This is a genomic window from Candidatus Binataceae bacterium (assembly GCA_035294265.1).
Lineage (GTDB): Bacteria > Desulfobacterota > Binatia > Binatales > Binataceae > DATGLK01.
Window position 1 is genome coordinate 1 of the sequence record DATGLK010000030.1, and the last position, 19,360, is coordinate 19,360.

Genomic DNA, 19,360 nt, shown 5'->3' on the forward strand with positions numbered 1-19,360 from the left:
GTCCGACCGCATCCGCTGGGAGAACGAGCGCGGCAATGTGGTCGGCTCGATCCGCGCGATGACCGACGCAGCGCTCCTGGTGGACGGCGAAGGCGTTCTGCTGTTCGCCAACCGCGAAGCCCGGGAGCGCTTGGGCCTGGACGCCAACGGACTCAACGAGGGCAAGCCGTTGCGTTTGCTGCTGGGCGCCGCCCACCCCCTCATGCAACTGGTAGAGCCCGCCTTGAGCACCGGCACCGAGGTGCGCGGGGTGGCTTTTCGCCTGGATCGCGCCCATGGCGAACGAACCTACCTAGTGTCAATTTTTTCACTGGGCCAAGCCCAAGAATCCGCCGGCCTGCTGGTCATCATGCGCGACTTGCAGCAAGTGCGCGAGCTGGAATCGATCATCGAGCAATCCAGCCGCTTAGCCCGTTTGGGCGGCCTGTTGTCGGGCGTCGCCCATCAGATCCGCAAGCCGCTTAACGTGATGGTGTTACAGTTGGAGCTACTGCGTCAGGACGTGGAGGCAGGCAAGGCCCTGACCCCGCGAATCGAGCGCATCCGGCATGAAATCCGTCGTTTGGATGGTATAATCGATGCGCTGATGCGGTTTATGCGACCTGAGCAATTGAGACTTACGCAAGTTGACGTCAATCAACTGTTGCGGGAAATTGGCGCCCAAATAACTGCCAAGACCCGCGTCGAATACCAACTGGCCGAGACATTGCCATCGATTCAAGCCGACCGCGACCTGCTCGCCGAAGCCCTCAAGAATATCGCCAACAATGCGGTCGAGGCGATGGCCGAGGGTGGGGTTTTAAGTTTGCGTACCAGCAACTCGGGCGATGGTTTCGTCACGGTTCGAATAAGCGATCAGGGGGAAGGGATCGCGCCCGAAAACCTAGCCCACATCTTCAACCTCTATTTCACCACCAAAGAGGGTGGCAACGGGCTTGGCTTATCGCTGGCCGCGCGAGCGATCGACGTCCAAGGCGGATCGATCGATGTGGCCTCAGAAGTGGGCGTGGGGACCACCTTTACCATCAACTTGCCGACAGGCCAGAAAGCTCATGACCGGCTGGACGCCCAGGCGTAAGCCGGCCGGCTTGGCCTGCACTGCGATCCTGGCGGTGGGCTTAGCTGGCTGTACGACGCTCCCTGGCTTGCAAGCGTGGTGGCAGCCAGCGCCGCCCAAACCGCCGCCATCCGCGCCCGCCTCGAGCATGGTCCCCGCCGCGGTCTCGCAAGCGCCAACCGCGCCGCCGCCGCCGAAACCGCACACCGCCGCGCGCCGCCGCAAACCGACGCACAGCACGCCACCACCCACTGCTCCTAGCGCTCCGCCAGTGATCAGTTCCGACAGCGGCCTGGGGCAGGAGGATCGCCTGATAGCGCAGGCGGCGATCGACGCCGCCCAGCGGCAATTGCAGTCTGTCGGCCCTGCCAACCGGGCTCAGTTGGGCACCGCGCGGGCGATGATCGCCAGCGCTCGGCAGGCCTTCGCCGACCAGGATTATCTGAGCGCCCGCAGTTTGGCTCAAAAAGCCAGCGTGCTGGTCAGCCAAAGCACGAGCACCCCAACCGCCACTCCCTCGCGTTAGGCCTTTGCAGGACAATAAGCCACGACGGGGTAGATGTCATGACTTCCAAGCCGATAAATTGGCGCGCGCCCGGCAGGTCACGACTTGCTTTACCCCCGGCGAGTCGCTAGCTAAATAAGCTCCGCATGTTCGATGCTCCCCGGTAGCTCAGTCGGTAGAGCGGACGGCTGTTAACCGTCATGTCGCTGGTTCGAATCCGGCCCGGGGAGCCAACATTCTCTTAAAATAGAGCTCGGTAGGGCCGCGGACCGAGACCCCCATCATTGGCGGTCTGCCAGCAGCTCGGACGGTCTCCCAGGGTGCGCGCAGCGGATGCAAGCTGCTGTGAAAAATGGCGGCTGGCTGGGCGCGTGGCCTTAAGCCTACGCTATTGTCATCCAATGCATGGATGGCTCGCGCAGACCCAAGACGCCCCGACCCTTAGGGGAAGAAAGCCGCCTTTTACAACGGTGGCTGTTTGGCACAGCGTGCCTTGTCTCGCCCCGACCGGGGGTCAGCGCCGCTCGCCCAGATCTTCCATCGCAAAGCCGGCGATCTGCTTGTACTGGTTGGAGAGCGCCTGCAACTGGTCTTGTGTAATGTAGCGGTCGAGATCTTCGAAGGGGCGGTCGCCGACCAGCTCTTCCACCCGGATATTGATAATGTCGGGCGGATTGCTGCGGTTGGTGCGTACCACGCGGTTGGCGGCCGGCAGCCGACGGTTTTCGTATTCCTTGAGCGCGCGCGGAAGGCTCTCGTATTGCGCCAGGCTTTCGGCCAGCGTGCGCGCGTCGATCACACCTTGCGCCGCGCCGTTGGATCCGCGGGGATACATCGGATGAGCAGCGTCGCCCGCCAGCGCGACTCGCCCAAAGACCCATTGCTCGATGGGGTCCTTGTCCACCATCGGATATTCCAGGATGAACTCGGCCTGGCGGATCATCGCCGCCACGTCCAACCAATCGAAACGCCAGTTCTGGTAGATGGGATAGAAATCTTCCAATCGCCCTGGCGCGTTCCAATCGTTCTGGGTGAAGCGATCGCCCTGAATCTCCGCCATCCAGTTGATCAGTTGATTGCCGGCACCGTCATAGTTGTCGATGATCGGATAGACCACCAGCTTGCCGGTCATAATCGAGCCGATGCGCATGTAGCTGCGGCCGGTTAGGATCGGGGCGTGGCGGCTGACTCCACGCCAAGTGTTGATCCCGCCAAAGGCCAGCTTGTCATCGGGATAGAACTGCTTGCGTACCGCCGAATTCACCCCTTCGCAATCAATCACCGCGTCGGCTCGTTGCGCTTCTAAAGCCCGCCCGCTGGTGCTCTCCCTGAGATAGACCACAACCTGCTCGCCGTCTTGCTCCACGCGTACGCATTGATGGTTGGTCAGGATGCGCTCGGGCCCCAGTCGCTTGAGCGCCGCGCGGTAGAGAATCAAGTGTAGGCGGCCGCGATGGATTCCCACCTCGGGATAAGGATTGCCCCCAAACTTGCCGCGCGCCTCCTTGTAAATGAGTTGGCCGAAGCGATTGAAGAAGCAGCTCTCCTGGTTCTCAATCCCCTGAGCCAGCAACTCCTGGCTCAGCCCCAGGGCCGCGAACTCGCGCATCGCATGGGGCAACAGGGTGATGCCCACCCCCAGCTCTTTGACTTCGGCGACACGCTCGAAAACCCGGCAGGCGATGCCGCGCTGATGCAGATGCAGAGCCAAGCTGAGGCCGGTAATGCCGCCACCAATGATCGCAATTTCCACCGTAGGCGCGCTCCTTCTTCCGATTTTTGAAATCGTAGCGCCCGCAAACCCCGGGTGCCAGTGGCGACTCAGGGTTAACCCACGGTTTTCACGCGGCCAAAGATTTACTATCTTAAACAGGAGTTGATGCATCCGACTACGGGCCGGTGCGGGCCGAGTCAATCCTTATTCGGAGGCAAGGCTGATGTTGACCCACGCGGACAACGAGCTGCTGTGCCGGGTTGGACCTGGCACCCCGATGGGAGCGCTGCTGCGCGAATACTGGATGCCGGCGTTGCGCAGTGCAGCGCTGGAGGCCGACGGAGCTCCGGTGCGAGTGCGTCTGCTGGGCGAGAATTTTGTAGCCTTTCGCGCAACCGACGGTCGCGTGGGCTTCTTCGACGAAGGCTGCCCGCATCGCTGCACCTCCTTGGCCTTGGCGCGTAATGAAGACAATGCACTGACCTGCATCTTCCACGGCTGGAAGATTGACGTCTCGGGCAAGGTGGTCGAAGTCCCCTCTGAGCCGCCCGAGCGGCGCACCGAGTTCGCCGCCAAGGTCCGCGTGCGCCATTATCCGGCGCGCGAAGCCGGCTCAATGGTGTGGGTCTACCTGGGCACGCGCCCGCAACCGCCGCGCTTTTACGACTTTGAATTCAACCTCCTGCCCGACAGCCACGTCATCGCTATGCCGGCGATCATGCACGCGAACTGGTTCCAGGGATTGGAGGCGGTGCTCGATTCGGCCCACCTCGGAATCCTGCATTCGGGCCACATGCGACAGGCCGGAGCGTTTTCCAACAACGTCGCGATGTCGTCGATCAGCAGCCCCACCTTTGAGTTCGTGTTCAAGCCCTACGGCTTTCGCGAAGGCGCCCTGCGCGCCCTGCCCGACGGCCAGATTTACGCCCGTATCCGCGAGTATGTCGCCCCTTTCTTCTCGTTCATCCCCTATCCGCCCGATCGGCCGGGTTCGATTTTCATCTCCGTCCCGATCGACGACGAATGGACCAAGCAGTGGATGGTATATTGGTATAACGATCGAGCCTTGACCGCCGAGGAACGGCAATGGTTTTTGGATGCGGGTTCGGGCAACCCCGATAATTTTTCCGCTACCCTGGGCAGCGTTGATAATCTCTGGCATCAGGATCGCGCGTGGTTGAAGCAAGGGCATTGGACCGGAATCAAATCGATCCCCTATGAAGACTTCGTGGTCGAGGAATCGATGGGCGCCATTGTGGATCGCAGCCGCGAGTATCTGGGCAGTAGCGACACAGTGATTATCCGCGCCCGCCGCATGATGCTGGAGGCGGTCCGCGGCTATCAACAAGGGCAGGTGGCACCGTGGCTGGACGAGAACATCGATTTCCGCAAAATCCGGGCTTTGGCGATCAAATATCCTGAGAGTATGGACTGGCGCCAGATTGACACGCTTAATCCGCCTCAGCTCTGAGCGCTCAGCATGAGATTGGAGAAGTAGCGCGATGCTGACTCGCGAAGAAAACGAACTACTGACCCGCGTCGGCCCCGGCACCCCGATGGGCGAACTGTTGCGTGAATATTGGACCCCGGCGCTGCGCGGCGCCAAGGTGGAGGCCGATGGCGCTCCAGCGCGCGTGCGTCTGCTCGGCGAAAATTTTGTCGCCTTTCGCGCCACCGATGGGCGGGTGGGGTTTTTCGACGAGGGTTGCCCCCATCGCTGCACCTCGCTAGCGCTGGCGCGCAACGAAGACAATGCACTGACCTGCATCTTCCACGGCTGGAAGATTGACGTCTCGGGCAAGGTGGTCGAAGTGCCCTCCGAGCCGCCCGAGCGGCGGACCGAATTCGCTGCCAAGGTACGAGTACGCCATTATCCGGTGCGCGAGGCCGGAGGCATCATATGGGTCTATCTGGGCAAGCGCGAGCAACCACCGACTTTTTTCAATTTCGAGTTCAACTCGCTGCCGCCCAGCCAGTTGCTAATTCGCCGCGCCCAGATGCATTGCAATTGGTTCCAAGGGCTGGAGGGTGTGCTGGATTCCGCCCACCTCAGCGTGCTGCATTCAGGCTGGGTCCACGAAGCCCGCAAGGAGGGTCGCGGCCCCAAGGCAGGGCAGGAGAATCTGATGCCCGCCACCGCCAACAGCAGTCCAGTCTTCGAACTCTCGCCGCGTTCTTACGGTTTTCGCGAGGGTGCTTTGCGCAGGCTCAGCGACGGGACCATCTATGCCCGCATCCGGGAATTTGTCCTGCCCTATTTCTCCTTCATTCCCTTCGCCGCCGAGGTCAACTGCCTGATGATCTGCGCGGTCCCGATCGACGACGAATGGACCGCGCAGTGGTACGTCACCTACAACCCCCATCAACCCATTACGGCGGAGTACCGCGAGGACATGATGCGCGATACCTCGGGTGACTTCGACAATTTCTGCTCCGACATGGGCGGCTGGGACAACATGTGGCATCAGAACCGGCGTCTGATGAAAGAGGGGCATTGGACCGGGCTGCGCAGCGTCAATTTCGAGGACTTCATCGTTCAGGAATCGATGGGGCCCATTGTCGATCGCAGCCGCGAGTACCTGGGCCAGAGTGACTCGGTGATTATTCGCACGCGTCGGATGCTGCTGGAGGCTGCGCGCGCCTTTGCCGCCGGCAAGCCGGCCCCGGGTCAAGAGCAACCGCTAGATTATAGCTCCATCCGCGCCCTAGCGCTGCGCTATTCGGCCGAGCGCAATTGGCTGGAAATCGATCCGCACGCTCCTCCCGCGCCGCTGCCCGGCGGCCTGCTCCCGCCGAGCTGAGCCAGAGCAGCGCGCCACAGCCTTGGGAGATCGGATAAAAAGCCCAGTTGGAACTATCGTCCGTGGGCGCTGTTGTCTCAGACCTGCCGGTTCTGCCAGAAAAGCAGATAATGCCAGACGTCGAGCTCGCGATGGCGAAAAAAGAAAAATCCCAACATTCCCACGCAGGCCAACAGATTACCCGCGGTGATAGCCAATGAACCGACGACGTCGAACAGAGAGTCGTCGATCACGTTAATCACGCCCAGAAAGCAAAATTCCAGCAGCACAAAGGCAAGCACCAATCCAATTCGAAACAGCGGTTGGCGCTCCGAGGCCGCTAGCATCGCGGCGACGATCACGCCGAGCGCGATGAAAACCGAAAAGTGCAGCACGGTGTAGCCGATCACGAAAGGCGTCACGCTCTGGGTAACCATCCTGCTGTCGCCCAAAAAGGCCGCGCCCAGAGCCGCCGGAGTCCGTAACGGGGCACCCGCTCTTAAATCGAGCAACAAAAACCAGGCCGAAACAATGGAGCCGCCAATAACCCCGGACAAAATTCCCTCGGTAACCACGCTCAGACGCTCAGCGCCCAGCAAATTACCGCCCAGGGTGGGGTTGCGAACGAAGAAGTAGACGGTTATCACCGCGGTCGCCAATAAGTTAGCCACCAGCACGCTGAAGCCGCTAATCCAGGGCTGGAGCTCGGGCCGCAGGAGCGTCACCAAGCTGACGAAGAAAACCTCGAAGACCGCGAAGAGAGCTACCATAGCGAACAGGTAGCGCGGAGTGGGCCGAGCGAGCAGCATCAGCCACGCCATCGTCAAACCAAAAAGGGCGAAAATGGTAAAGTGAAAGACGCTGTATTCGAGCGCGCGAAGAGCGAAGGGTATCGTGTCCGCCGGCACAGGCGAGGCATGCAGCAAAGCCGAGCCGAGCATCGCAGGAGTCTGAAAAGGATGGCCGCGCGCGACATCAAAAAGCAAAAACCAAATCGCCACGGCCAAACCGCCCAGCAATCCGGCCGCCACTCCGTCACCCAATACACTGCGGGTACTCTTTGTCGTCATGGTCCGCCTACGCTTGCTTGCCGCTTCCGAGGGGTAAGCTATGTAGCCACTGTCACGGCAGCACCACAGCCGCTACGTGATTGACATCTTTCATTTTGACATATCGGAGGGGCTGGAAACACGGGTAGCGCGGGGTGTGTGTTACAAACACAGGTAAAGGCCGCGGCCTTAACCCTGGAAAATGCTTGCGGGGGGTAGGCGATCAGAACGGTTGCCTCAATAATTCACCAACTGGATAATAACCGGGTGTCCACCAAGCGTGACCTGGCCCGCACCCGCGAACAGCTGCGCAAGGCCGCCCTGGCCGAATTTGCGGCCCGGGGCTTTGCCGGGGCGCGCACTGACTTGATTGCCCGGCGTGCGGGCGTGAACAAGCGGATGCTGTTCTATTGCTTCGGCTCCAAGGCTCAGCTCTATCGCGAAGTATTGCAAAGCAAGCTGACCGAACGCACGGTAATGGTTGAGAGCACTCCTGAAGACCTGCCCAGCGCGCTGCGTCATTGGTCGCTTACTGCGGGGGCCGATCGCCAATGGGTGCGCTTTCTGCAGTGGGAAGCCCTGGAACAGAGCAGTAGGCTGGCGGCGGAGCGACCTCGGCGAGTACTATTCTTGCGCGTCTTGGAGCGCTTTAGGCGCTGGCAGGAAGAAGGGCGGCTGGCTCCCGAAATCGATCCCACGCAGGTGATGTTGGCGATTACTGCGCTTATCCTGTTTCCGGCCGCCTTTCCCCAGTTCGCCCGTCTGATTACTGGTGTACGCCCAGGCAGCAAGCGCTTCCAGCAGGCCCAAGACAATTTTCTGGACTGGCTGGCGATGCGGCTGGTCGAACCGGGCCGATGCCAAAAGGCGGGCTGAAACGCGAGCCCTTGGAGGCAGGGCAATAAACGTGCAAGCCTGCGATTACATGACTCGCAAGCGGCACAGCCGGCGAATCGCGTTCGCGGTCATGGCCGTGCTGGAATTCGGTTGCATGGTCGGGCCCAATTACAAGCCCCCGAATCTTGAATTACCCGCCGATTATGAAACCAATCTGAAGCCCTCTACTCAGGCCCCCCAGACCGACTTGGCGCAATGGTGGCACGGATTCCACGATCCGGTGCTCGACCGCTTAGTGGCGCAGGCCCTGAGCTCCAACCTGGATCTGATGGATGCGGTGGCGCGAGTCCGCGAGGCCCGCGCGCTACAAAGTGAAGCCAGCGCGGCCCTTTACCCCACGCTGGGCGCCAGCACTTCCTACACCCGCGTCCGCTATAGCGAAAATACGCCCTTCGGCTCCTTTCCCCAGATCTTTCCGGTCGAATACAACTTGTTTGAAGGCGGCTTCAATTCGAGCTGGGATCTGGATTTGTTTGGCGGCATCCGCCGCGGCATCCAAGCGCAGCAAGCCGAACTGGAACGCGCGGCGGAAAACCAACGCGACGTGCAAGTGGCGGTGCTGGCCGAGGTCGGCCAGGATTATGTCAATGTGCGTTCCCTGCAGCGACGCATCGCGATCGCACAAAGTAATAGCCAGGCGCAACGGGCTTCGTTGGAGCTAACCCAGGAGCGTTTTCAGATGGGCTTCGCGGCCGAACTGGACGTGGCACAGGCACGCTCCTTGATGCTGGCCACGCAAACCACGATCCCCACTTTGCAAACTTCGCTGGTCCAAACCATCCATCAGTTGGGAGTATTGCTGGGCCGCCCGCCGGAGGCGCTCAGTTCTTCGCTATCTACCACACACCCCTTGTTGAACGTTTCTCAGCTCAACCTCCTCAAGCTGCGTATACCCGCAGGCCTACCCTCTGAGCTACTGCGCCGACGGCCCGATATTCGCGCGGCCGAGCGCGAGATGGCCGCGGCCAGCGCGCGGGTGGGAGTGGCTACGGCGGCCTTTTTCCCTGATTTTTCGATGACCGGGACCGTCGGGCTGGAATCAATCGCGCTGAGCAATTTCATCGAAGGGGCCAGTCGCTTTTGGACTGTGGGCCCGACCCTAACCCTGCCGATCTTCGAGGGTGGTCGGCTGCGGGCGCAATTGGCCGCGGCCAACGCCGAGCAGGAGCAGGCCTTTCTCATCTACAAGAAAACCGTGCTTCAGGCCTTGGAGGAGGTCGAGGATGCGCTGAGCGCGTTTGCCCACGAGCGTGCGCGCCATCTCCTGCTGGCCCAGAACGTCGCCGCCGCCCAACGCACCACCGACCTGGCGGAGGATCGCTACACTCATGGAATTGGCAGCTATCTAGACGTGTTGGAGGCACAAAGGTCGCTTTATGAAGCTCAGGATCAATTGGCGCAAAGCCATCAACTGATGGCACTTGACCTCATTGCGCTCTTTAAGGCCTTGGGCGGAGGCTGGAGCCCCGCGCAGGGATGATGCGGTTGAAGTTCCAACAGTGGTAGAAGACAAAAACAAGGCCACGATTGCTCCGATGGCGGGACGCTCCTGGGGTGGATTGCTGCTGCGCGGTTTGGTGGTGGTCCTGATTATCGGCACAGGCGTGGTCGGCGGGCTCAAACTCTGGCGTTATCTAAACTCCTACGTTGCTACAGAAGACGCCCAGATCAGCGGCTACATCAGCCCGGTCAGTTCCCGGATCGACGGCACCGTGATGGCCGTATTGGTCCACAACACTCAATCCGTCAAAGCTGGGCAACTGCTGGTGCATATCGATCCACGCGACTACCAAGTGGCGGTCGAGCAGGCCCGCGCCAACCTGATCCAGGCCCAGGCTCAGGTAGAAACAGCAAAGGCCGATCGCATGACCGCGCTTAGCCGGATCGAGGCCGACCAGGCTAATTACGTCAAGGCCGCGCAGGACGTACCGCGCTTGCGCGTGCTGTCGCAGCGCGGCGCGATGCCACGGGAGAATTACTTGGAGGGAGTGCGTGCCGCCGCCGTGGCGCGCGCCAATGTCGCAGCCGATCGCGCGGAAGCCAACGCCGCCCTCAAGACCGTGCTCTCGCGCCAAGCTGCTGTGCTGGCGGCCCAGGCCGCGCTCGATCACGCCTTGCTGCAACTCAGCTACACTGAGATCAAGGCACCGGTGGATGGCGTGGTGGGCGATCGCACGGTTCAAGTCGGCGAGCGGGTACAACCAGGCCAGGGGTTGCTGGCGATTACCCAGCTCGGTCATCTCTGGGTCACCGCCAACTTCAAGGAGGGGGCCATCGGCGGGATCCATCCCGGCCAAGCTGCAACTGTTCATGTCGATGCGCTGGGGGTGGATTTACAGGGCTATGTCCAAGGCCTGGGTGGCGCTACGGGCTCGCTCTACAGTCTGCTGCCGCCCGAGAATGCCACCGGCAACTGGATCAAGGTGGTGCAGCGCGTGCCGGTTAGAATTCGCCTCGACCAGAACGAAGACCCGCCTAATCTGCGGCCGGGCCTATCGGTGGAAGTCAAAGTGTGGCTGCGCTGAGCCTCTCGCACACCGGCGCCGATCGCTGCGCTCGCGTGGCTGATAGTCAAGTGGCGGAGTAGAGATTCAGGTGGCCACCGCTCCGCGCCAAGCCTCTTCTCTTGCGCCTACCGCTAACAAGTGGCTGATCACCGCATCCATCATGTTTGGTACCGTGCTGTCGGTGATGGACGTCAGCATCGTCAACGTGGCAATGCCACACATGATGGGCAGCTTTAGCCAGGATCTGCTGACCATCACCTGGGTCTCGACCTCCTACAGCATCGCCGAGATGATCATGATCACGATGGCGGCATGGTGGAGCGCATTGTTTGGCCGCAAACGGCTGTTCCTAGCCTCGATGATCCTGTTTACCACCGGTTCGGTGCTGGCCGGAACCTCCCAGACCTTCGCTCAGATGTTGCTTTGGCGGGTGGTCCAAGGCACCGGCGGCGGCAGCTTGATCCCCTGCGCCCAGGCCATTCTCAGGGAAACCTTTCCCCCGGCCGAGCAGGGCATGGCGATGGCGATTTACGGCATGGGGGTGCTGTTGGCTCCGGCGGCGGGCCCTGTGATCGGTGGCCTGCTGGTGGACAATTACGGCTGGCGCTGGGTGTTTTACGTCAACGTGCCGTTTTGCGTGGCCGGTATCCTGATGGTACTGGCCTTTGTGCGCGACCCGCCCTATCTAAAACGCGGCTTGCAGCGGGTCGATTGGTCAGGGATAGCCCTGCTCAGCGTGGGGCTGACCGCCATGCAGATCGTGCTCGAACGCGGCCAGGAGGTGGACTGGTTCGCTTCGCGCTGGGTGCTTGGAGGTACGGTAGTGGCGGTGCTTGCGCTAGGCGCACTGGTGGCACGCGAGCTGCTGACCAACGAGCCGATCATCAATTTTCGCCTGCTGGCCAATCGCGAGTTGGCAATCGGCTCGGCGCTGGGTGGTTTGCTGGGCTTTGTGCTCTACGGCTCGACTTTTTTAATCCCACAGTTGACTCAGGACCAGTTGGGTTATTCCGCCTACCAGGCCGGTATCTCATTGATGCCGCGCGCGCTGGCGATGCTGACGCTGATGCCGATACTGGGCTGGATCTACAATTTCACCAGCCCTCGCCTGCTTACCTTGCTGGGCTTCTTCGCTTTGGTGGCCAGTCAGTGGCAACTGTCACACTTGTCGCTGGACATCGGGTTCTACACCCTAGTCCTGCCGCTGCTGCTGATGGGCGCCGGCATGGGCTTGTCGATGGTGCCGCTCAGCACGCTCTCGCTCAGTACCATTTCCCGCACCCACATGACTGACGCCTCAGGCCTGTACACTCTAAGCCGGCGTATCGCCGGCAACCTGGCCTACGCTTTGCTCGCCACCGTGATCGCACGGCGCGAGCAATTTCATCGCGCCGCTCTAATCCCCCATCTGACCAACGCCAGCCACAGCTACCTGCTGATGCGCCAGGGACTGGCAGCGCGCTTGCTGGCCGGCGGCTACAGCGCGCCCGACGCCGCCATGCGGGCGGTGGCCATCGTCAACCGCACACTGAACCAGCAGGCCACCATGATGGCTTATAACGACGCCAACTGGATCTCCTTGCTGATGGCGCTGGCTGTACTGCCGTTAATTTTTCTCCTACCCAAGCGACCGCCCCTGGGCGGGGGCGAAGTGGTGAGCGAGTAGCGCGACAAGGCCTCAGGCGCGCGGTTTGACACAGGAGCTGAGGGTGGGGAGTTATTCAATACAAGGACCGCGCTTGGCGCGTCCCAATCCCTCCAGCGGAGGCAAATGAATGGCTGATGCTGCCGGTCGCGCTCAGGCCGCGACGCCCAACCTTGAACATTTCTGGATGCCTTTTACCGCTAACCGCGACTTCAAAGACGCTCCGCGGATGTTAGTGGCAGCGCAGGACATGCATTATATCGCCGCGGACGGCCGACGCATCCTCGACGCCACATCCGGCTTGTGGTGCGTCAATGCTGGCCACTCGCGGCCCAAAATCGTGGCCGCAGTGCAGGAGCAGGCAGCGCGGCTGGATTTCGCCCCCTCTTTTCAAATGGGCCATCCGCTGGCCTTCGAGGCCGCGGCGGCAGTGGCAGAATTGATGCCTGCCGGGCTGGACCGGATTTTCTTCACCAACTCCGGTTCGGAGTCGGTTGACAGCGCCCTCAAGATCGCGTTGGCCTACCATCGCATTCGTGGCGAAGGACAGCGTCAGCGGCTGATTGGCCGCGAGCGGGCCTATCACGGGGTCGGCTTCGGTGGGCTTACAGTGGGCGGAATCGGCGGTAACCGCAAGCTGTATGGCGCGCTGCTACCCGGCGCCGATCATCTCCCACATACCCATGACCTAGCTCACAATGCCTTCACCCGCGGCCAGCCCGCCTGGGGTGAACATCTGGCCGACGCGCTGGAGCAGATCGTGGCCTTGCACGACGCTTCGACCATCGCCGCCGTAATCGTCGAGCCGCTGGCGGGATCGACCGGTGTATTGGTGCCGCCGCGGGGTTATCTGGAGCGCTTGCGCGAGTTGTGCACCCGCCACGCAATACTGCTGATCTTCGACGAGGTAATCACCGGCTTCGGCCGCCTTGGTGCCAGCCTGGCCAGCGAATATTTTGGCGTGGTACCGGACATGATTACCCTGGCTAAGGGGTTGACCAATGGCATGATTCCGATGGGCGCGGTGGCGGTGCGCCGCGAGCTTCACGACACCATCGTGCAAAGCGTCAAGGAGGGAATCGAGCTGCCCCACGGCTACACCTATTCCGGTCATCCGGTGGCCTCGGCGGCCTGCGTGGCGACGTTACAGACTTACGCCGAAGAGGGTTTGTTTGCCCGCGCTCGCGAACTGGCGCCCTATTTCGAGGATGCCGCCCACAGTCTGCGCGGCTTGCCCCATGTCATCGACATTCGCAATTTGGGCCTGGTCGCCGGCCTTGAGCTGGAACCAAGAGAAGGGCGTGCCGGCGCGCGTGGATACCAGGCCCTGAAGCGCTGCTTTGAGGCCGGACTGCTGATTCGCATCACCGGTGATATCATCGCGCTGTCGCCCCCGCTGATCGTGGAGCGCGGGCAAATCGACCAGATGTTTGATATCTTAAGCAAGGTAATCGGTGGGCTGGAGTAATTGATTTGACAGCCGCGACCAGCCAGTGCGAAAGGACAATGACCCGCGCCGGCTCTCATTACGCGCCTGTCGCCTGCAAGCCAGGAGGTTCATGATGCTGACCCGCGAAGAGAACGAATTGCTGACCCGCGTGGGTCCAGGTACACCGATGGGAGCGCTGTTGCGCGAGTATTGGATGCCCGCGCTGCGTAGCGCCGCGCTGGAGGCCGACGGGGCCCCGGTGCGGGTGCGTCTGATGGGCGAAAATTTCGTCGCCTTTCGGGCCACCGACGGGCGGGTAGGCTTCTTCGACGAAGGTTGCCCTCATCGCTGCACTTCGCTGGCCTTGGCGCGCAACGAAGACAACGCCCTTACCTGCATCTTCCACGGGTGGAAAATCGACGTCTCGGGCAAGGTCGTCGAAGTCCCCTCTGAACCGCCCGAGCGGCGCGCCGAGTTCGCCGCCAAGGTTCGCGTGCGCCATTATCCGGTGCGCGAGGCTGGGGGGATGGTCTGGGTATATTTGGGGCGACGCTCGTCGGCGCCCAGGTTCTACAATTTCGAGTTCAACCACCTGCCGCAGCCGCAGGTGTACGTGCAGCGCGCGGTGATGCATTGCAACTGGTTCCAGGGCCTGGAAGCGGTGTTGGATTCGGCCCATTTGGGCATCCTGCACAAGGGTTTCATCTCCGCCTATCGCGCCAATTCGATCGAGGACCTGGCCTATGCCAACGCCGACACTGGGCCGGTTTTCGAGATGCTGGAGCGGCCCTACGGTTTTCGCGAGGGCGCGCTGCGAGCACTGCCCGACGGCTGCAATTATGCGCGCATTCGCGAGGTCGTCCTTCCCTTCTATTCCTTCATCCCTAACAACCCCAATTCGCCTTGTAGCCTGATCTGCGCGATCCCGATCGACGACGAATGGACCGCCCAATGGTACGTGCGCTACGACCCCAAGGCACCGCTGACCCAGGCCTACCTGGATTCGCGCATCAAGGGGACCTCGGGCGACCCCGACAATTTCTGCTCCGACATGGGCAATATCGCTAATCTGTGGCATCAGGATCGCCGCGCGATGAAGGAAGGACATTGGACCGGGATCATGCACGTTGTCCCCTACGAAGATTTCGTGGTGGAGGAATCGATGGGACCCATTGTCGATCGCACGCGCGAATACCTGGGCCAGAGCGACACAGTGATCATCCGCACCCGTCGCGTCATGATGGAAGCGGCCCGCGCTTATGCGCGCGCCGGAGTGATCCCCTGGCAAAACGCTGAAATCGACTACAGCGCGGTACGCGCATTGGCGATCCGTTATCCCAAAGAGCAGGATTGGACCGAACTGGATTCCTTCAATCCGCCGCAGCCCGTGCAAACGGCCTGAAATCGCCGCCTGGACGCAAAATCATGCTGACCAGAGAAGAAAACGAATTATTGTGTCAGGTCGGGCCGTCAAGCCCGATGGGCGCGTACCTGCGCGAATATTGGACCCCGGCGCTGCGCGCGCAAAAGTTGGAGGCCGACGGGGCTCCGGTGCGAGTGCGCTTGTTCGGCGAGAACTTTGTCGCCTTCCGCTCAACCGACGGGCGAGTGGGCTTCTTCGACGAGGGTTGCCCCCATCGCTGCACCTCGCTGGCTTTGGCCCGCAACGAGGACAACGCACTTACCTGCATCTTCCACGGCTGGAAAATCGACGTCTCCGGCAAGGTGGTCGAAGTCCCCTCTGAGCCGCCCGAGCGGCGCGCCGAATTCGCCGCCAAGGTGCGGGTGCGCCATTATCCAGTGCGTGAAGCCGGCACTATCATCTGGGTATATCTAGGTCAGCAGGAAACACCCCCGCCGTTTTGGAATTTCGAGTTCAACAGCCTGCCAGCCAACCACATTTTGGCGCGGGTAGCGATCCTGCATTGCGGATGGCTCCAAGGCTTAGAGGGAGTGCTCGATTCCGCGCATCATGGAATCTTGCATCGCAGCTCGCTCAGCGCAGTCCGCACCGCCGACCGCGCCGATTATCGCTGGTCCAAGGCTGCCGCGCCGGTGTTCGAATTCGCCCCGCGCCCCTACGGCTTTCGCGAGGGCGCGCTGCGTCCGCTAGGCGACGGCACCAACTACGCGCGCATCCGCGAGGTGGTCTTCCCCTATTACTCTTTCATCCCCACCTTACCCATCAATCCCAGCTATATGATCTGCTCGGTACCGATCGACGACGCATGGAGCGCGCAGTGGTACTTCCATTGGGACGCCCAGCAGCCCATCAGCCAGCAATTTCTGGATTTGCCCTGGGTGCTTAAAGGCAGTTCGGGAAATCTCGACAATTTCTGCTCCGATATGGGCGGATGGGATAATCTTTGGCGCCAGGACCGGCGCGCGATGAAGGAAGGCCATTTCAGCGGCATCCCCGGTAACTTTGCGTACGAAGACTTCGTGGTGCAGGAAGCCATGGGTCCGATCGTCGATCGCACTCGCGAATACCTGGGCTCAAGCGACGTGGTGATTATCCGGGTGCGCCGCGCGCTCCTGGAGGCCGTGCGCCGCCATCAGCGCGGCGAGGGGGGTGTGGGCAGCGAGCAGAGTTGCAATTTGAGTCGGCTGCGAGGACTGGCAATTCGTTATTCGGCGGCGACCGATTGGCGCACCCTCGACGCCTACGCTCCGCCACCGCCGCTGCCCTAGCCGGCGCCATCGCGTAATAACGGTACGTGCTGCGGCACGCTCTGATCGGCGCGAACCCGGTTGAGAGGGCGGGGCCGCGACGATAAGCTTGAGCCCATGGCTCAACCGCTCAAACAGGTCGATTTGCTCCGCCACGAGTTGAAGGCACTGCGCTTCATGCTGGAATGCCTGGAGCAGGGCCGAACGGATAGCGCTGGACTGCTGGTGCGCGAGGATTTTCAATCCGCCGCCGGCCGTCAGCTCTTCGACGCCATCAGCCAGGCCCAGGACGGCGCGGCGGCGCGCGCGGCGATCGGAAAGTTGGACTTGGAGGGGGTCGATTTGGGATCGTTTCTGCGGCTTAACGGCGCCTCCTATTACTCCTATCCGGCGCTGGTCAAGCAGCGCGCGCGCGATTGGCGCCGGGCAACTCGAGGTGGAAACGGAATGAACGGCGCGCCGCCATCGCCGGAGCTTTATTTTTTGCTCGATCGCCACGGCGGGCTGATCGCCTTTCGGGAAAATTTGGCACCGTGGGCGGGCTTGTTGGCCTTCAGCAGCGATGAGGGCGCGCAGCAGTTTTGTCGAGCCAGTGGTGCCCAGGAAGCTGAAATCGTAGCTGTCGCCACCAGCGACGAGATTAGTCTAAGCGCGATCATTAACCAGGTTAAGCCTAAAGGAGTCCGCTACCTGCTGCTGGATTTAAACTACGCTGACGGCACTTGCATGCGCTACGAATTCGAGCGCGACGGCTTTGGCCCATGCACCCCTTTTCGTTTTCAGCCGCCCAGCCATTGAGACCTAAGATGTATCAGGCGCAGAGAGCCGGCCCCCCTGCCACGCAGGCGAGCGGGCCTTCACCGGAAGCGCGGCGATGGAGGTAAATATCGCGGAGATCGAGGCGGCAGCCGCGCGCCTGCGCTCGGTCACCAAGCCCACGCCCCTGACCCACAGCTCGACGCTATCACGCATGTTGGGGGCCGAGGTCTGGATCAAGCCCGAAAATCTGCAAAAGACCGGCTCCTTCAAGATTCGTGGTGCCTATAACCGGATTCGGGCGCTGGAGCCCGCGCAAGCTCGCCACGGCGTGATCGCAGCCTCCGCCGGCAACCATGGCCAAGCGTTGGCTTTCGCCGCCACCCAGGCTGGCATCAAGGCCACGATCGTGATGCCCGAAACCGCTTCGATTGCCAAGGTCCAGGCCACGCGAGGCTACGGCCAGGAAGTGGTGCTGCACGGGGTAGATTATCAGGCTGCGCGGCAACGGGCGGCGGAGATTTCGGCGTCCGGCGGTCCCAGCTTTATCGATGCTTATGACGACCCTTGGGTGATCGCCGGCCAGGGAAGCATTGGGCTGGAAATCGCGGCGGAAGTCGACGCCAACGTGGTGATGGTACCGGTGGGCGGCGGCGGACTTATCGCGGGGATTGTCCAGGCCCTGGCCGCGCGTGCGCCCGCCGCCGAAGTGATCGGGGTGGAAGCAGCCGGCTCCCCTCAACTATCTGTGAGCCTAGCACGCCAGGCTGCCAGCGGTGTGCCCGGACCGGTAGAAACCATCGCCGACGGTCTGGCCACCGGCAAACTGGGTGAGCTGCCTTACGCCTTATTGCACGGGCACCTGCGCGAGGTTGTCAGCGTAGACGATTTCGCGATAGGCGAAGCGGTCCTGCTGTTGTTGGAACGGATGAAGTTGTTGGCCGAAGGTGCGGGTGCCACGGCGTTGGCTGGAGCGCTTAAGCTGGGGCCGGCGCTGCGTGGCAAACGGGTGGTGATCGTGGTCAGCGGCGGCAATATCGACATCAATCTGCTTGACCGCATGATCGGCCACGGGCTGGTCAAAAGCGGCCGCCTGTGGCGCTTCAGCGTGAAGCTGGCCGACCGCCCCAGCGAACTGAGCCGAGTCCTGGCGTTGATCGGCAGCCGGGGCGCCAACATCCATGCGATCGATCATGAACGCAATCAACGCGACGTAGCACTGGGCGCGGCGCGAGTGCAGGTAGAAGTGGAAACCCGCGGTCCCGACCATATCGCGGAACTGAGGGAGGCACTGCAGAAAAACGGCTACCATCTTGAAAATTAGTGCGGGAGTGGTCTTAGCCGTGCTGCTGGTGGTCGCACTCGGCTGCGGGAACGATAGCCCGCGCGAGGTGATTACCATGTTGCCCCCCGACCAAGGCTCCAACCTGGGCCAGGCGCCAAACGGTGGGGCAGCCGCCATCGGCCAGCAGGGTGGCGGCCAGCAGGCGTTGGGAGCACCGGCCCCTCCGGGGACGGTGGCGGTAAGCGAATCCCACTACAACCGCGGCGTGCTGCTGGCCCAGCAAGGTGATCTCCAGGCGGCGGCCAGTGAGTTTCGGCTGGCCTTGCAAGACAACCCACGCGACGCCAAGGCGCACAACAACCTGGGCGTGTTGATGGAGCGCCAGGGCGACCTGCTGGGTGCAATCGACCAGTATCGGCAGGCCCTGGCAATCGACCCAACGCTAGCCCGCACTCATCGCCTACTGGCCCGGGCATTGGATTCCACCGGCGACTTCAACGGCGCCATCGACGAATATCGCGCCGCGCTGAAATTGGACCCCAACAATCCGGGCGCCCACAATGATCTGGGTGTCGCACTGCGGGGGCAGGGCGACCTGCGCGACGCCATCTACCAGTATCGGCAAGCACTGGCTCTGGATCCGCGTGATTTCGCCGCCCACGTCAACCTCGGTATTGCCTATTATCAAAGCGGCGACGTAAACGCCGCCGCTAAGGAGTTGCAGTACGCCACTCAAGTCAGGCCGGACAATGTCGTCGTCCATAATGTGCTGGGATTCGTGCTGTTCGACACCGGCAATATCAACGGCGCGATGAATCAATGGCAAACCGCGGCCAAGCTGGATCCGCACAATCCCGACGCACTGGCGGCGATGAGCATCGGCTACGCACGGCTGGGGATGCCCGGTCGCGCGCTGGATAGCTACCGGCAAGCGGTGGCGCTAGCGCCCGGCTATCTATGCAACAGCGAGCAGTTGCGCAACCAGGGGCACTGGGGCGGACCTGCCCTCACCGCGCTGCTCCAGATCGGGCGTCAGCCGGATGCGCCCAAATGTGGCGACTAGGGG

16 protein-coding genes and 1 tRNA gene are annotated in these 19,360 nt (G+C 61.9%); 15 read left to right on the forward strand and 2 right to left on the reverse strand.

The genetic code is table 11. The annotated features are described in order from the left end of the window. The 3 genes from VKV28_05430 to VKV28_05440 form a co-directional block, all read left to right on the forward strand. Nucleotides 1–1,078, forward strand: a 1,078-nt coding sequence (locus VKV28_05430; GenBank protein ID HLH76233.1) for an ATP-binding protein, incomplete at its 5' end; no start/stop codon positions are given. A 250-nt stretch (nucleotides 1,079–1,328) separates the two neighbouring features. Next, a complete protein-coding gene (locus VKV28_05435; protein ID HLH76234.1) occupies nucleotides 1,329–1,583 on the forward strand; it encodes a hypothetical protein in 255 nt (84 codons plus the stop codon). Between the two features lie 136 nt (nucleotides 1,584–1,719). Then, nucleotides 1,720–1,795, forward strand: a tRNA-Asn gene (locus tag VKV28_05440). 281 nt (nucleotides 1,796–2,076) lie between these two features. Here the strand turns inward: VKV28_05440 and VKV28_05445 are convergent. Continuing rightward, on the reverse strand, nucleotides 2,077–3,315 hold the full coding sequence (locus VKV28_05445; protein ID HLH76235.1) for a flavin-dependent oxidoreductase: 1,239 nt from the start codon (nucleotides 3,313–3,315) through the stop codon (nucleotides 2,077–2,079). 184 nt (nucleotides 3,316–3,499) lie between these two features. On the opposite strand from VKV28_05445, the gene VKV28_05450 reads away from it, so the two are divergent. Both VKV28_05450 and VKV28_05455 read left to right on the forward strand, forming a co-directional pair. Continuing rightward, nucleotides 3,500–4,747: a Rieske 2Fe-2S domain-containing protein gene (locus VKV28_05450; protein ID HLH76236.1), complete on the forward strand. Its 1,248-nt coding sequence runs from the start codon at nucleotides 3,500–3,502 to the stop codon at nucleotides 4,745–4,747. Nucleotides 4,748–4,778: 31 nt separating this feature from the next. Next, complete coding sequence (locus VKV28_05455) at nucleotides 4,779–6,077, forward strand: Rieske 2Fe-2S domain-containing protein (GenBank protein ID HLH76237.1); 1,299 nt, start codon at nucleotides 4,779–4,781, stop codon at nucleotides 6,075–6,077. Between the two features lie 77 nt (nucleotides 6,078–6,154). On the opposite strand, the gene VKV28_05460 is transcribed toward VKV28_05455, so the two are convergent. Beyond that, a complete protein-coding gene (locus tag VKV28_05460; GenBank protein HLH76238.1) occupies nucleotides 6,155–7,126 on the reverse strand; it encodes a hypothetical protein in 972 nt (323 codons plus the stop codon). Between the two features lie 246 nt (nucleotides 7,127–7,372). On the opposite strand from VKV28_05460, the gene VKV28_05465 reads away from it, so the two are divergent. From VKV28_05465 to VKV28_05510, 10 genes are all read left to right on the forward strand, one after another. Further along, the gene (locus VKV28_05465; protein HLH76239.1) at nucleotides 7,373–7,981 is read left to right on the forward strand and encodes a TetR/AcrR family transcriptional regulator; all 609 of its coding nucleotides are present in this window, start codon (nucleotides 7,373–7,375) and stop codon (nucleotides 7,979–7,981) included. Between the two features lie 49 nt (nucleotides 7,982–8,030). Beyond that, nucleotides 8,031–9,482 (forward strand): efflux transporter outer membrane subunit, encoded by a 1,452-nt coding sequence (locus VKV28_05470; protein HLH76240.1) that lies wholly within the window; start codon nucleotides 8,031–8,033, stop codon nucleotides 9,480–9,482. Nucleotides 9,483–9,501: 19 nt separating this feature from the next. Next, on the forward strand, nucleotides 9,502–10,527 hold the full coding sequence (locus VKV28_05475) for an HlyD family secretion protein (protein HLH76241.1): 1,026 nt from the start codon (nucleotides 9,502–9,504) through the stop codon (nucleotides 10,525–10,527). Between the two features lie 70 nt (nucleotides 10,528–10,597). Continuing rightward, nucleotides 10,598–12,175 (forward strand): DHA2 family efflux MFS transporter permease subunit, encoded by a 1,578-nt coding sequence (locus tag VKV28_05480; protein HLH76242.1) that lies wholly within the window; start codon nucleotides 10,598–10,600, stop codon nucleotides 12,173–12,175. A 109-nt stretch (nucleotides 12,176–12,284) separates the two neighbouring features. Beyond that, nucleotides 12,285–13,622 carry an aspartate aminotransferase family protein gene (locus VKV28_05485; protein ID HLH76243.1) on the forward strand — a complete coding sequence of 446 codons (1,338 nt, stop codon included), beginning with the start codon at nucleotides 12,285–12,287 and terminating at the stop codon, nucleotides 13,620–13,622. A gap of 94 nt (nucleotides 13,623–13,716) precedes the next feature. Further along, a complete protein-coding gene (locus VKV28_05490) occupies nucleotides 13,717–14,985 on the forward strand; it encodes a Rieske 2Fe-2S domain-containing protein (protein ID HLH76244.1) in 1,269 nt (422 codons plus the stop codon). Nucleotides 14,986–15,008: 23 nt separating this feature from the next. Further along, on the forward strand, nucleotides 15,009–16,274 hold the full coding sequence (locus VKV28_05495) for a Rieske 2Fe-2S domain-containing protein (protein HLH76245.1): 1,266 nt from the start codon (nucleotides 15,009–15,011) through the stop codon (nucleotides 16,272–16,274). A 96-nt stretch (nucleotides 16,275–16,370) separates the two neighbouring features. Next, nucleotides 16,371–17,051, forward strand: coding sequence for a hypothetical protein (locus tag VKV28_05500; GenBank protein ID HLH76246.1), 681 nt, complete (start codon nucleotides 16,371–16,373; stop codon nucleotides 17,049–17,051). A 76-nt stretch (nucleotides 17,052–17,127) separates the two neighbouring features. Next, complete coding sequence (gene ilvA, locus VKV28_05505; GenBank protein HLH76247.1) at nucleotides 17,128–18,333, forward strand: threonine ammonia-lyase; 1,206 nt, start codon at nucleotides 17,128–17,130, stop codon at nucleotides 18,331–18,333. After that, nucleotides 18,323–19,357: a tetratricopeptide repeat protein gene (locus VKV28_05510; protein HLH76248.1), complete on the forward strand. Its 1,035-nt coding sequence runs from the start codon at nucleotides 18,323–18,325 to the stop codon at nucleotides 19,355–19,357. Before ilvA ends, VKV28_05510 begins: the two co-directional genes overlap by 11 nt. Nucleotides 19,358–19,360 lie beyond the last annotated feature (3 nt).

Excerpts from the sequence above, each read along its gene's own strand:
- VKV28_05450 (HLH76236.1), top strand. The coding sequence starts at position 3,500 with ATGTTGACCCACGCGGACAACGAGCTGCTGTGCCGGGTTGGACCTGGC.
- VKV28_05455 (HLH76237.1), top strand. The coding sequence starts at position 4,779 with ATGCTGACTCGCGAAGAAAACGAACTACTGACCCGCGTCGGCCCCGGC.
- VKV28_05460 (HLH76238.1), bottom strand. The coding sequence starts at position 7,126 with ATGACGACAAAGAGTACCCGCAGTGTATTGGGTGACGGAGTGGCGGCC.
- VKV28_05470 (HLH76240.1), top strand. The coding sequence starts at position 8,031 with ATGACTCGCAAGCGGCACAGCCGGCGAATCGCGTTCGCGGTCATGGCC.
- VKV28_05485 (HLH76243.1), top strand. The coding sequence starts at position 12,285 with ATGGCTGATGCTGCCGGTCGCGCTCAGGCCGCGACGCCCAACCTTGAA.
- VKV28_05490 (HLH76244.1), top strand. The coding sequence starts at position 13,717 with ATGCTGACCCGCGAAGAGAACGAATTGCTGACCCGCGTGGGTCCAGGT.
- VKV28_05495 (HLH76245.1), top strand. The coding sequence starts at position 15,009 with ATGCTGACCAGAGAAGAAAACGAATTATTGTGTCAGGTCGGGCCGTCA.
- VKV28_05500 (HLH76246.1), top strand. The coding sequence starts at position 16,371 with ATGGCTCAACCGCTCAAACAGGTCGATTTGCTCCGCCACGAGTTGAAG.
- ilvA (HLH76247.1), top strand. The coding sequence starts at position 17,128 with ATGGAGGTAAATATCGCGGAGATCGAGGCGGCAGCCGCGCGCCTGCGC.